This is a genomic window from Streptomyces sp. MCA2, assembly GCF_023544705.1.
In the GTDB taxonomy this organism is placed as follows: domain Bacteria; phylum Actinomycetota; class Actinomycetes; order Streptomycetales; family Streptomycetaceae; genus Streptomyces; species Streptomyces decoyicus.
On record NZ_JAMJFM010000001.1, the window covers coordinates 249831 to 262903 of the forward strand.

Annotated in this window: 11 protein-coding genes; 6 read left to right on the forward strand and 5 right to left on the reverse strand. The window is 69.6% G+C overall.

Going from position 1 to position 13073, the window contains the following annotated elements; translation table 11 throughout:
- Nucleotides 1-50: 50 nt before the first annotated feature.
- Nucleotides 51-1160 (reverse strand): TrkA family potassium uptake protein, encoded by a 1110-nt coding sequence (locus tag M8I34_RS01155; RefSeq protein WP_250047335.1) that lies wholly within the window; start codon nt 1158-1160, stop codon nt 51-53.
- Nucleotides 1161-1633: 473 nt separating this feature from the next.
- Here M8I34_RS01155 and M8I34_RS01160 point away from each other — a divergent pair, with 473 nt between their 5' ends.
- From M8I34_RS01160 to M8I34_RS01170, 3 genes are all read left to right on the forward strand, one after another.
- Entirely contained in the window at nt 1634-2611 is a 978-nt protein-coding gene (locus M8I34_RS01160) for an NAD(P)H-quinone oxidoreductase (protein ID WP_244413611.1), read from the forward strand.
- A gap of 157 nt (nt 2612-2768) precedes the next feature.
- Nucleotides 2769-3701 carry a hypothetical protein gene (locus tag M8I34_RS01165; RefSeq protein WP_250047337.1) on the forward strand — a complete coding sequence of 311 codons (933 nt, stop codon included), beginning with the start codon at nt 2769-2771 and terminating at the stop codon, nt 3699-3701.
- A 139-nt stretch (nt 3702-3840) separates the two neighbouring features.
- Nucleotides 3841-4404 (forward strand): bacterial proteasome activator family protein, encoded by a 564-nt coding sequence (locus M8I34_RS01170; RefSeq protein WP_284049789.1) that lies wholly within the window; start codon nt 3841-3843, stop codon nt 4402-4404.
- 169 nt (nt 4405-4573) lie between these two features.
- Here M8I34_RS01170 and M8I34_RS01175 read toward each other — a convergent pair whose 3' ends face one another.
- On the reverse strand, nt 4574-6268 hold the full coding sequence (locus M8I34_RS01175) for a protein kinase (protein ID WP_250047340.1): 1695 nt from the start codon (nt 6266-6268) through the stop codon (nt 4574-4576).
- A 311-nt stretch (nt 6269-6579) separates the two neighbouring features.
- Here M8I34_RS01175 and M8I34_RS01180 point away from each other — a divergent pair, with 311 nt between their 5' ends.
- Nucleotides 6580-8193: a protein kinase gene (locus M8I34_RS01180; RefSeq protein ID WP_250047343.1), complete on the forward strand. Its 1614-nt coding sequence runs from the start codon at nt 6580-6582 to the stop codon at nt 8191-8193.
- A 43-nt stretch (nt 8194-8236) separates the two neighbouring features.
- Here M8I34_RS01180 and M8I34_RS01185 read toward each other — a convergent pair whose 3' ends face one another.
- The 3 genes from M8I34_RS01185 to M8I34_RS01195 all read right to left on the reverse strand — a co-directional run bounded on the left by M8I34_RS01185 (nt 8237) and on the right by M8I34_RS01195 (nt 10537).
- On the reverse strand, nt 8237-9280 hold the full coding sequence (locus tag M8I34_RS01185; RefSeq protein WP_250047345.1) for a phosphotransferase: 1044 nt from the start codon (nt 9278-9280) through the stop codon (nt 8237-8239).
- 52 nt (nt 9281-9332) lie between these two features.
- Complete coding sequence (locus M8I34_RS01190) at nt 9333-9749, reverse strand: pyridoxamine 5'-phosphate oxidase family protein (protein ID WP_250047348.1); 417 nt, start codon at nt 9747-9749, stop codon at nt 9333-9335.
- Nucleotides 9750-9877: 128 nt separating this feature from the next.
- Entirely contained in the window at nt 9878-10537 is a 660-nt protein-coding gene (locus tag M8I34_RS01195) for a response regulator transcription factor (protein WP_308371716.1), read from the reverse strand.
- 327 nt (nt 10538-10864) lie between these two features.
- On the opposite strand from M8I34_RS01195, the gene pdhA reads away from it, so the two are divergent.
- Nucleotides 10865-12082 (forward strand): pyruvate dehydrogenase (acetyl-transferring) E1 component subunit alpha, encoded by a 1218-nt coding sequence (gene pdhA / locus M8I34_RS01200; RefSeq protein ID WP_250047353.1) that lies wholly within the window; start codon nt 10865-10867, stop codon nt 12080-12082.
- Between the two features lie 2 nt (nt 12083-12084).
- The gene (locus tag M8I34_RS01205; protein ID WP_030075611.1) at nt 12085-13068 is read left to right on the forward strand and encodes an alpha-ketoacid dehydrogenase subunit beta; all 984 of its coding nucleotides are present in this window, start codon (nt 12085-12087) and stop codon (nt 13066-13068) included.
- Nucleotides 13069-13073 lie beyond the last annotated feature (5 nt).

Here is a 13073-nt window from a genome sequence, read left to right on the forward strand (position 1 = left end):
CCGCCCCTCAGCCGGCGGTCCGCCAGGCGTTCCCGTCCGCTGCTCCCCCGTCAGCTGCTCGGTACCGCCTGCCTGATGGTGATCACACGGTCGGTGAGTTCGAGCGTGGCGGCCTGCGGGTCGGTGTAGTTCAGCACCCGGTGACCCCGTACGACCGCCACCACCAGATCCTCCAGCTCGCGGGGGGAGCGGCCCGCCTCGCTCCTCGTCACCGGCCGCTCGTCGAGATCCAGACCGTTCCCGTAGGTCAGCAGATCCTCCAGGATCGTGCCGACGTTCGGGCTGGCCATGGACATACCGAGCAGCCGGCCCGCCGCGCTCGAACTCGTGATGACCAGGTCGGCGCCGCTCTGCTTCAGCAGCGGTACGTTCTCGTCCTCCCGTACCGCCACCACGATGGAGGCGTGCTTGTTGAGCTGCCGTGCCGTCAGGGTGACCAGGGCGGCGGTGTCGTCGCGCTGGGTCGCCACGACCACGCGCGCGGCGCGCTGCAACTCGGCTCGGGTGAGCGTGTCGGAGCGGGTGGCGTCTCCGTGCACGCCCACGAAGCCGTCGCTGCTGGCGGCGTCCACGACCGTCTGCTGGGGGTCGACGATGACGATCTTCTCTTTGGAGATGCCCTGGACGATCAGGGTCTCGATGGCGTGGCGGCCCTTCGTCCCGTAGCCGATGACGACGACGTGATCTCGCATACGGGATCTCCAACGGTGAATGCGTACCTGGTGCCGGGTGCGTGCGGTGAGGACTTCGAGCGTGGTGCCGACCAAGATGATCAGGAACAGTACGCGGAGCGGTGTGATGACCAGGATGTTGATCAGCCGTGCGCTGTCGCTGACCGGGGTGATGTCGCCGTAGCCGGTGGTCGAGAGGGTGACGGTCGCGTAGTAGGCCGCGCCGAGAAAATCGACCTGCTGATGGGCGTTGTCGCGGTATCCGTCGCGGTCGAACCAGACGAGCAGCGTCGTGACGGCCAGTACCCCGAGCGCCATGACCAGCCGTCGCAGGACCTGTTGGAGCGGCGGTGCCATGCCCTGGGCGGGCAGGACGATGGAGCGGCCGGCCTCGGTGTCGTCCTTGGCCTCGGTCCGTGTGCGGGACCAGAGGGAGCGGAGGACCGAGAATCTGCCGGTCTCGCGGCGCGGTTGCTGCGCGTCACTCATCCGGCCGACCCTCCCGGAACGGTGTGCGCTGCGGCGGTCTGCGTAGGGGACATGCCTCCCATGCTCCGGCATGCCGGCGCCCGTGCGCCCGCAGTCGCGGCAGGAATCGGCGACCGGCGGCAGGGCTCTGCCGCACCGGCGAAGATGCGAACGGACGTCTTGACCATGGAGCGTTGATACCGCCGGCGGGGGAGCCGTGGTGGGGCAATGCCGGAGTGCTCACCCGGTGGAGTGGCACGTGGTGGCGGAGCGACGAGATGCCCTGCCCGAAGCACCGCACCGGCCCGCGGACCCCGTGCACCGCGGCATGTCCAGCACCCGCCGCGGACCCCCGATTCCTCCGCGGCGGCGTCGCCCCGGAGGGCGGACGGCCGGATAACCGCACTTCATGCGGGGTCCGGTGGCCGACCCGGCGGTAGTCGTCGGCCCCCGCACCGTCGCCCCGTGCGCGGACGGCGAGTAGCCTCGCGCCCATGCGAGCGATCACTATCCCCGAGCCCGGTGGCCCCGAAGCACTTGTCTGGGCGGACGTGCCCGATCCGACGCCCGCCGAGGGCGAGGTCCTGATCGAGGTCGCGGCCAGCGCTGTGAACCGCGCCGACCTGCTCCAGCGCCAGGGCTTCTACGATCCGCCGCCCGGGTCCTCCCTCTACCCGGGGCTGGAGTGCTCGGGGCGGATCATCGAGCTCGGACCCGGTGTGCACGGCTGGGCCGTCGGTGACGAGGTGTGCGCGCTGCTGTCGGGCGGCGGATACGCGGAGAAGGTGGCCGTCCCGGCCGGGCAGCTGCTGCCGGTGCCGGACGGCCTGGACCTGGTCTCTGCCGCCGCGCTGCCCGAGGTGACCTGCACGGTCTGGTCGAACGTCTTCATGATCGCGCACCTGCGCCCCGGCGAGACGCTCCTGGTCCACGGCGGCGCCAGCGGTATCGGCACCATGGCGATCCAGCTCGCCAAGGCGGTCGGCGCGCGGGTGGCGGTCACCGCGGGCGGACCCGAGAAGCTGGCCCGCTGTGCCGAGCTGGGCGCGGACATCCTCATCGACTACCGCGAGCAGGACTTCGTCCAGGAGATCCGCAAGGCCACCGACGGCAAGGGCGCGGACGTCATCCTCGACATCATCGGCGCGAAGTATCTCCAGCGGAACGTCAAGGCGCTGGCGGTCAGCGGACGACTGGCGATCATCGGGCTTCAGGGCGGGGTGAAGGCGGAGCTGAATCTCGCCGCCCTGATGGCCAAGCGCGCCGCGATCACCGGCGCCGGGCTGCGCGCCCGCCCGCTGAACGAGAAGGCGGCCATCGTCGCCGCCGTACGGGAGCACGTCTGGCCGCTGATCAGCAACGGTCAGGTGCGGCCGATCGTGGACCGTACGCTCCCGCTGGCGGAGGCCGCCGAGGCGCATCGCATCGTGGAGGCGAGTACGCATATCGGCAAGGTCGTACTGACGGTCTGAGCCCCCCCCGGCCGCCCCGCCCCGTAGCCCGCGCCGCCCGCGCCCGCCCCTCCCGCGTTCCCGTCGAGTAACCCGGGCGATATGCCCGAGATGCCGTGAATCTCATCACATGTGACGCTGGGGTGGTCACTCGACGGCTCGGCACGGGAGGGGCACTGTGGTCGCTCCAGGTTTCCGTTCGCGCATTGCCACCGGTCTGTTGGTGGCCGCCGTCGTGCTGCCCGTACCGATAGGAGCCGCCTCCGCGGCGGCTGCGGATCGGCGGGCCACACCGGTCGACCGCCCTCCGCAGCTCGCCCGGCCGGGCGATCAGCCGGAGGACTATGCGCAGGAAGAGGCCGGGCCCGGCGGCGACGACTTCGACGGCTACGGCTCCGACGACTATGCGGACCCCCGCGCGGGCGACGGGCGGGGCGCCGGAGGGCGCCGGGGCCACCATGGTCACTCCGGCCATCCGGGGGCCCCGGGGCACCTCCCGGAGCTGCCGCCCCGCTTCCCCGGCCTGCCGGACGCCGTTCCGGGCTTCCCGCATGGGCCTTCGCACCACCACTTCGGCGGGCTTCGTGGGCCCGGGCGCTGGTACCACCGCCCGCATCACCCGTTCGACCCTTCCTTCATCGGGCCGGACGCGTCGCGGTACCCCTTCCCGGGGCGCGACGACGACGTGTACCACCCGAGGCCGGGCCATCACGGGCCGTCCGCCGGGGCGAGCTCTCCCGACGCCGACCGTGCGCACCCCCGGCCTGGCCGGCGTGCCCCGTCACCGAAGCACCACAAGCCCTCGGCGCCCACACCCCATGCGAGAGACGGGGCCCCGGCACGGCCGTCCCCCTCGCACCGCTTCCAGGCCGCTGACCGGCTCATCCAGCACCCGTACGAGGCGTTGCCGCCGCTCCCGACCCCTGCCGTCCCGACGGAGGAGGCGCGCTCTGCACCGGACAGTACGGATGGCGAATCGGCCGCAACGGCGAGTCCCTATGCCATGGAAGCCCCGAGCGCACCGGTCGAGCGGGTCCTTCCGATGGGCGCCGGCCTTGCTCTGACGGGTCTGGGTCTGGCCTTCTTCGCCCTTCGGCTGCGTCGGAGCTGATTTTTCGGTGGTTTCACGTGAAACGGTGGGAATCCGTTGTTTCACGTGAAACCACGGCAGCCGGGGCCGCCCAGAAGGGTGGATCACCTTCTCTCAGGGGCACCACCCTTCATGACCCCTCGTACGAGAGAATGGCGGCATGGATATGCCGATGAATGAACGGTCGCAGGAGAATTCGCACGTCCTGGTCGTCGGTCCGGACGGTATGGCACTCGGCAGCACCGGCTCCGGTGGCGGGGACGACGACAACGAGTCCCGCGAGACCCCCGTGACGGACATGGTCGAACAGCCTGCGAAGGTCATGCGCATCGGCAGCATGATCAAGCAGCTGTTGGAGGAGGTGAAGTCCGCTCCTCTGGACGAGGCGAGCCGGGTCCGGCTCAAGGAGATCCACTCCAGCTCGGTCAAGGAGCTGGAGGACGGGCTGGCGCCCGAGCTGGTCGAAGAGCTGGAGCGGCTGTCGCTGCCGTTCACCGATGAATCGGTGCCGACGGATGCGGAGCTGCGGATCGCCCAGGCCCAGCTGGTGGGCTGGCTGGAGGGCCTCTTCCACGGCATCCAGACGGCGCTGTTCGCCCAGCAGATGGCCGCCCGCGCCCAGCTGGAATCGATGCGCCGTGCCCTTCCGCCCGGCGCCGTTCCGATGGATGCCGAGGAGGGGCACCCGGGTCAGGGCGGCGCCCGCTCGGGCCCGTACCTCTAGCCCGTACCTCCAGGGAGACACCCCTGGCGTTGTCCCCGGGGCATGCACCGTCGAGCCGGCGCATCCGCGCGCGGGTACGGCACCAGCTGACAAAGACGGAAGGGGCCGGCACGCATTCCGCGTGCCGGCCCCTTCCGCTGTCCACGGGAGGCCCGTGGGCCGTATGGCGTCAGCCGCTGCGGCCGGTCGAGACGGTCAGCTCGATGGTGTCGGACTTGCTCGGGTACCACCAGCTGATGGCGGCCGGGGTCTGATTCGTGACGGTGTTCTTACCCCAGATCGAGCTGTCCTCCTGCCCGACGACCTTGTACTTCCAGCCCGCGGCCTCGATGCACTTCTTCACCGAGTCGAGGTTCTTGAAGCGGAACGACGGGATGAGGATCTTGCCCTTGTCGCTGTAGCTCTTGGTGGGGTTGGTGCACTCGGACGCCAGGATCGTCGCCGACTTGTCCTCGGGCCGGACGCTCTCGGTGGGCGACGGCGTCGAGGTGTCGGAGTACGCCGACGTCGGGGTGACATCCCCGCCGTTGTCGTCGCTGGAGCCGGCGCTCAGACCGATGCCGATCGCGATCGCGGTGACCACGACCACGCCGACTATCGCCGAGACGACGATCACCGCGGTGTTGCTCTTCCGCGGGCCGGGGCCACCGGCCGACGGCATCGAGGCCGTCACGGGCGGCGGGGTGTAGGCCGGCGGGGGCTGGAAGCCGCCCGAGTTGAACGGTGCCGGGCCCGGGATGGGACCCGGTGCCGGCGTCGGGTAGGCGTTGTTCGGCGCCGGCGTCGGGTAGGCGTTGTTCGGCGGCGGGGGCGTCGAGGGGCCAAAGCCGACTGCCTGCGTCGGCTGATACGGCTGCTGCACGCTCGGCGGGGCCGGGGTCTGAAGGTTGCCGGAGGCGGTGGGGAACACCGCGGACGAGACCGACGCGCCGCTGGTGCGCGCCTTCGGGCCCTCGCCGATGATCAGCGGCGTAGCACCGGACTGCCCGGACCCGACGATCCGCAGGCACTCGTCCCGCATCGCCTCGGAGGTGGGGAACCGCTCGTTGGGATTCTTCTTCAGCGCCCGGGCCACCAGCGCGTCCACGGCCGGCGGCAGCGAGCTGTTGATGCTCGACGGGACCGGGGGCTCTTCCTGGACATGGGCGTAGGCGATGGCGAGCGGCGAGTCCGCGTCGAACGGCAGCTGACCGGTCAGCAGCTCGAAGAGCATGATGCCGACGGAGTAGAGGTCGGAGCGGGCGTCCACAGCGCGGCCCAGGGCCTGCTCGGGCGACAGGTACTGCGGAGTGCCGACGACCATGCCGGTCTGCGTCATCGACGTCACACCGGACTGCATGGCGCGGGCGATGCCGAAGTCCATGACCTTGACGACGCCACGCTTGTTCAGCATGACGTTCCCGGGCTTGATGTCGCGGTGGACCAGGCCCATTTCATGGCTGACCTCGAGCGCGGCCAGGACATCGGCCGTGATCTTCAAGGCCTTTTCCGTCGGCATCGCGCCAATCTGCGCAATGTCGTTGTCCAGATCGGAGCGCAGCGGCTGGCCCGCGACATACTCCATGACGATGTACGGCACCATGCCGCCGTCGAGCTCGTCCTCACCGGAGTCGTAGACCGAGACGATATTGGTGTGCGTGAGTTTCGCCACGGACTGGGCCTCGCGGCGGAAGCGCTCACGGAAGGCCTGCTCGCGACCGAGCTCGGTGTGCAGGGTCTTGATCGCGACCTCGCGGTCGAGCACGCTGTCGTAGGCGAGGTGCACGGAGGCCATGCCACCGGCGCCCAGAAGATCACGAAGCTGGTAACGTCCTCCGCCGACCGAACGGCCCTCGAATTGGCCTTGAGTGCCGTCCTGACTCATCGTTCCGCTTCCCCCTAGGCGCACTACATACGTAGAGCGATCAAAATCTGGAATTCCGCAGCCAAGTCTGCCCCAGGCCTCGGACACGTCAAGCTGTGTGCCCGTTCCGTGACCAGATGTGCAAGATCCCGTCACGGCCATGAGACTTTTGCGCGCCCGATCACCCCTGGTGAACTTGCGACTCTTGGCTCTCGGCAGGTTCGATGGCCGGTCCACGACGGACCGGCGGGTGCCGCGGAACCTGTAGCGTGCTCTAGCGAAGACCGATGACCCTACCGCTCTCATGCGGATCGATTCGACGGCGAGGACCGATGGCACCGACGCAGAGCCCACAGGGCCCGTCCGATCCTGACGCCACCGGCTCCAATATCCCCGACGCACCGGAGATGTGGGGCAATGGCGGGCTGGTCGGCGATGGCCGCTACCGGCTCACGCATCGGCTCGGCCGCGGTGGCATGGCGGAGGTGTTCGCGGCCGAGGACGTACGTCTCGGCCGGACCGTCGCCGTGAAGCTGCTGCGCGCCGACCTGGCCGAGGACCCGGTCTCCAAGGCCCGCTTCACGCGTGAGGCACAGTCCGTGGCCGGGCTGAACCACCACGCGGTGGTGGCGGTCTACGACTCCGGCGAGGACCTGGTCGGCGGCAACACCGTGCCGTACATCGTGATGGAGCTGGTCGAGGGCCACACCATCCGCGATCTGCTGCTCAACGCCGATGCCCCGCCGCCGGACCAGGCGCTGATCATCGTCTCCGGTGTGCTGGAGGCGCTGGCCTACAGCCACCAGCACGGCATCGTGCACCGTGACATCAAGCCCGCGAACGTGATCATCACGAACAGCGGCGCCGTCAAGGTCATGGACTTCGGTATCGCCCGCGCCCTGCACGGCGCCGCGTCCACCATGACCCAGACCGGCATGGTCATGGGCACCCCTCAGTACCTCTCCCCGGAGCAGGCGCTCGGCAAGACCGTCGACACCCGCTCCGACCTGTACGCCACCGGCTGTCTGCTCTACGAACTCCTCACGCTGCGGCCGCCGTTCACCGGCGAGACCCCGCTGTCCGTCGTCTACCAGCACGTCCAGGACATGCCGGTGGCGCCGTCCGGGGTCGCCAATGCGGTGCCGCCGGAGCTGGACGGCCTGGTCATGCGGTCGCTGGCCAAGGACCCCGACGACCGGTTCCAGTCCGCCGAGGAGATGCGCGGCCTGGTCCAGTACTCGCTCCAGATGCTGCACGAGCAGGGTGGCCACACCGGCACCTGGAACACCGGCCCGGTCGCCCTGCACGAGGGCGGTCACAGCCCCATGGGCACCGCGGCCACCACCGCGCTGCCGCACTCCGACGCCGGCCGCACGACGGCGCAGCCGATTCTGACGTCCGGAATGCGGGACGACGACGGCGGCTTCGACGGCGGCCCCCGGCCGGCCAAGGGCGGCCGCGGCAAGGTCTGGCTGATCGCGGCGCTCGCGGTGATCGCCATCGCCATGGGTGTGGCCTACGCGATGCAGAACACCGGTGGTCAGGACACAAAGCACGAGACCCCCACGTCGCAGTCGCCGAAGCCGACGAAGGACGACAAGGCGAGCGAGTCGCCTTCGGAGGAGCCCAGCATCCCGGAGACCGACCCCGGCGATACGGGCGAGGACGACAGCACGTACAGCCAGCCGCCGCCCGAGGAGCCCAGCACGCCGGAGACCTCGCAGTCGCCCAGCTCGGAGCCGTCGTCGCCGGAGCCTTCGACGCCTGAGCCGTCCACCGACCCCACCGGTGGGACGACCGACGGCGGTCCCACGGACGGTGGCACCGATGACGGGGGTGCCGCGAACGGTGGCGCCGCCGACGGCGGGACGAGCACCGGCACGGACAGCGGGGCCACCGCCGGCAGCGGCACGGACAGCGGCACCTCACTCGGTACGACCGGCTGACCGGACTCGGTATCACCGGCTGACCGGCGCCCCGCGCGCCGGTTCAGCGGGTGAAGGCGTTCCGTACGGCCCGGTACTCGCGGGTCCACCACACGGCCAGTGCGGCCGCCGCCGGGAACTGCGGATCGGTGCGGCGGTCGCCCAGCTGGTAGCGCCAGGTGAGCATCCAGAAGTCGTTCAGCCGCTCCCACCACACCCGGTGGACGGCTGCCGCGAGCTCATCGGCCCCCGCTCCGCAGGCCCTGCGGTAGGCGCCCGCGTACGCCGCCACCTTCGCCAGGTCCAGCGTGCCGCAGGGGCGGACGAAGAAGATCGCGGCGGCGCGTACCGCCTCCTCGGCGCGGGGCTGGACGCCCAGCCGGTCCCAGTCGACGATCGCGGTCGGCTCCGCGTCGCGGTAGAGCACATTCAGCGGGTGGAAGTCGCCGTGCACCCAGCCCGCCGGGGGCTCCGCGCCCGGGGCCGGGCGATGGTGCGCATGCTGCGCGAGCAGGGCGCGGCGCTCCAGCAGACGGTGTTCGGCGAGTTCGTCGAAGCTGGTGCGCGGGCGGGCGCCGCGGGCCAGCGCCAGCAGCTCGTCGATCATCTCGAAGGTCCGCTCGGGGTCGGCGGCGGCGTCCGCGCACGGTGGCCGGGGCGGATGCGGCTCGTCGGCCATGACCTGTTCCAGCGCGGTGTGGACGAGCCCGAGCAGGGCGCCGAGCTGCCAGGACTGGCCGCGGGTCAGGGCGGCGCCGCCCAGGTGGTGGCCTTCGACCCAGGGGTGCAGGGCGTAGCAGCGGCCGTCGAGGACGGTGACGGTCCGGCCGTCCGCGTCGGCGACGGGCGGGGCGACTGGCAGACCGAGCGCGGCGAGCCGGCGGCCGGCGCGGTGCTGGCGGGTGAGGGCGGCGCGGTCGCCGTCGAGGTGGTGTTTGAGGAAGTAGCGGCCGCGCGTGGTGGCGAGGAAGTAGCCATGGTTGAGCAGGCCCTCGGCGACGGGTTCGCAGGAGAGCGGCGCGCCGGCACCGGTGTAGTGGCGGAGCAGGGATCCGAGCGTGTCTCTGTCGGGCGTCGCCGCCGTCCGGACTACAGATGAGCGCAGCACGCGCCAGATGTTAGATCAACTGCGCCCGTCGGAGTGGGTGTACCGCATGGATTTACGCAGAGTGCGCATAGCGGAAGACCGGCACATCGGTGAGGTAGTGCAGGGTCACGAACTCCGGCTCGATGCGCAGGAACACCGGGTCGAAGGGGACGCCGTCGGCCAGCAGGGGGGTGCGGCCGAAGAGCTCGCGCTCGGCCGGGGTGGGCTCGACGACCTGGGCGGTGCCGGTGAACTGCACCGACCATGTGTCGCGCTCACCGCTGTTGACGTTGTCGGCCTCGTAGGCGACCACGCTGCCGTCCAGGGCCTGGTGGTAGTCGTAGCCGCGGTGCAGCCGCAGCATCAGCCGCCCGTCCAGGATGAGATGGCGGGTGACGGTGGTGAAGGGCAGCGCCCGCCGACTGGCCGAGACGCGCCCGTAGGGCGTGCGGCTCAACAGCTCGATGGCACGGTAGTTGTCGGTGGGCATGTCACCACCTTGCCGGGTGGGTCCGGTCGGCAAGTAGGGGCCGGCAGCCCCGAGGGGCCGGGACGATGGTCCTGAATCGCCATGAGCCGGGCGGAGCGTTACCGGTTCCTCTGTGCCGACCCGCTGTTTCAGTGGCGTTCCGCCTGCATCCGCGCGACATACGCGGCGGCCTGGGAACGGCGCTCCATGCCGAGCTTGGACAGCAGGCTGGAGACATAATTCTTGATCGTTTTCTCGGCGAGATGGAGCCGTTCGCCGATGGCGCGATTGGTCATTCCCTCGCCGATCAGATCGAGGATCCTGCGTTCCTGGTCGGTGAGGCTCGCCAGCCGGTCGTCGCCCTTCGGGGCGTTGCCGTCGCGCAGCCGCTCCAGCACCCGGGCGGTGGCCACGGGGTCGAGCAGCGACTTGCCCGCCGCCACGTCGCGTACCGCGGAGAGCAGTTCGTTGCCCCGAATGGCCTTGAGGACATATCCGGCCGCACCGGCCATGATCGCATCGAAAAGGGCCTCGTCATCCGCGAACGAGGTGAGCATCAGGCATTTGATGTCCTCGTCCTGCGAACGGATCTCGCGGCAGACCTCGACACCGCTCCCATCCGGCAGCCGGACATCGAGCACCGCGACGTCGGGACGCGTCGCCGGGATCCTGACCAGGGCATCTGCGGCGGTACCCGCCTCGCCGATCACCTCGATGTCGTCCTCGACCGAGAGCATTTCGTGGACGCCACGCCGGACCACTTCGTGGTCATCGAGCAGGAATACCGTGATTTTTCCGTCTTCGCGCACCTCACCAGTCTCACACATCAACCCTTCCCGTGCTCCAGGTCAGCGATATAACGTGCCGTTGTCCCGGCGGCCTGCAACGCTGTGACCAGGAGTTGTTCCAAGCCTTAGCGATTTACTTGGAAATCCAAGCAAAATCGCAGGTCAGCGCCGTTTCCACTTCGGCTTTGACAATGGGTAACGTGCAATGAGCAGGCCACTGTCCGGGAGCTTTGTTCCACCCGGATCCGGCCGCGTTCGCACACACCCCGTGCGCCGTATCGGATACCGGGTGAGCCGCAATACGGCCACCGGCGGACCCCGGGGGCCGGACAGACGGAGGAGCAGCACGTGACCGTGGAAGGCACTGCGCAGCGGAAAAACGCCCGCGGCAGCAGCAAGCGCACCACCGCCAAAAAGGCGACGTCGGCCAAGAAGGCGTCCCCGGCCAAGACCCGGAACTCCGGTGGGCCCGAGCAGGCGGAGCAGGACGAGCTCGTACAACTGCTGACCCCCGAAGGCAAGCGGGTCGAGCACCCGGATTACTCGATCGATCTTTCCGCCGACGAGCTGCGCGGGCTCTACCGCGACATGGTGCTGACGCGGAAGTTCGATGCCGAGGCGACCACTCTCCAGCGCCAGGGCGAACTGGGTCTGTGGGCTTCGCTGCTGGGCCAGGAGGCCGCCCAGATCGGCTCCGGCCGTGCGCTGCGCGACGACGACTATGTCTTTCCGACCTACCGCGAGCACGGTGTGGCGTGGTGTCGTGGCGTCGACCCGACGAATCTGCTGGGCATGTTCCGCGGTGTCAATCACGGCGGCTGGGACCCCAACACCAACAACTTCCACCTCTACACGATCGTCATCGGTTCGCAGACACTGCATGCGACCGGCTATGCGATGGGAGTGCAGAAGGACGGCGCGGATTCCGCGGTCATCGCCTATTTCGGTGACGGCGCCTCCAGCCAGGGAGATGTCGCGGAATCCTTCACCTTCTCCGCGGTCTACAACGCCCCGGTCGTGTTCTTCTGCCAGAACAACCAATGGGCGATTTCCGAACCCACCGAGAAGCAGACCCGGGTGCCGCTCTACCAGCGCGCCCGCGGTTACGGATTCCCCGGTGTACGGGTCGACGGCAATGACGTACTGGCCTGTCTGGCGGTGACCAAGGCGGCGCTGGAGCGGGCGCGCACCGGCCAGGGCCCGATGCTCATCGAGGCGTTCACCTACCGCATGGGCGCGCACACCACCTCCGACGACCCGACGAAGTACCGGGCGGACGAGGAGCGGGCGGCCTGGGAGGCCAAGGACCCGATCCTGCGGCTGCGGACGTACCTGGAGGCCGAGGGCCTGGTCGACGAGGCGTATCTCGCCTCGATCGACGAGGAGAGCGAGGCCCTGGGCAAGCGGGTCCGCGACGCCGTCCGTGCCATGCCCGACCCGGACGACATGGCGATCTTCGAGAATGTCTATGCCGACGGGCATGCGCTCGTCGATGAGGAGCGCGCGCAGTTCGCCGCGTACCAGGCGTCGTTCGCCGACGCCGATGCCGTCGCGGAGGGGAACTGACCATGGCCGTCTTCGAGAAGATCACCATTGCCAAGGCGATCAACGAGTCGCTGCGTGCCTCCATGGAGGCCGACCCCAAGGTCCTCGTCATGGGCGAGGACGTCGGCAAGCTCGGCGGCGTCTTCCGTGTCACCGACGGCCTCCAGAAGGACTTCGGCGAGGAGCGGGTGATCGACACCCCGCTGGCCGAGTCCGGCATCGTCGGCACCGCGATCGGTATGGCGCTGCGCGGCTACCGCCCGGTCGTCGAGATCCAGTTCGACGGCTTCGTCTTCCCCGCCTACGACCAGATCGTCACCCAGCTCGCGAAGATGCACGCCCGTGCGCTGGGCAAGGTCAAGGTGCCGGTCGTCATCCGCATCCCGTACGCGGGCGGCATCGGTGCGGTCGAGCACCACTCCGAGTCCCCCGAGGCGCTGTTCGCGCATGTCGCGGGCCTCAAGATCGTCTCTCCCTCGAACTCCTCCGACGCCTACTGGATGCTCCAGCAGGCCATCGCGGGTGACGACCCGGTCATCTACTTCGAGCCCAAGCGCCGCTACCACGACAAGTCGCGGCTGGACACCGAGTCGATCCCCGACCCGCTGCACAAGGCCCGGATCGCCCGGACCGGCTCCGACCTCACGCTGGCCGCCTACGGCCCGATGGTCAAGGTCTGCCAGGACGTCGCCAATGTCGCGGCCGAGGAGGGCAAGTCGCTCGAGGTCGTCGACCTGCGCTCGCTCTCCCCGATCGACTTCGACACCGTGCAGTCGTCGGTGCAGAAGACCGGCCGGCTGGTCGTCGTCCACGAGGCCCCGGTCTTCTTCGGTGCGGGTGCGGAGATCGCCGCCCGGATCACCGAGCGGTGCTTCTACCACCTGGAGGCCCCGGTCCTGCGGGTCGGCGGTTTCCACTCCCCGTATCCGCCCTCCCGTCTGGAGGACGAGTACCTTCCGGGGCTGGACCGGGTGCTCGACGCCGTCGACCGTGCGTTGGCGTACTGAGGGTT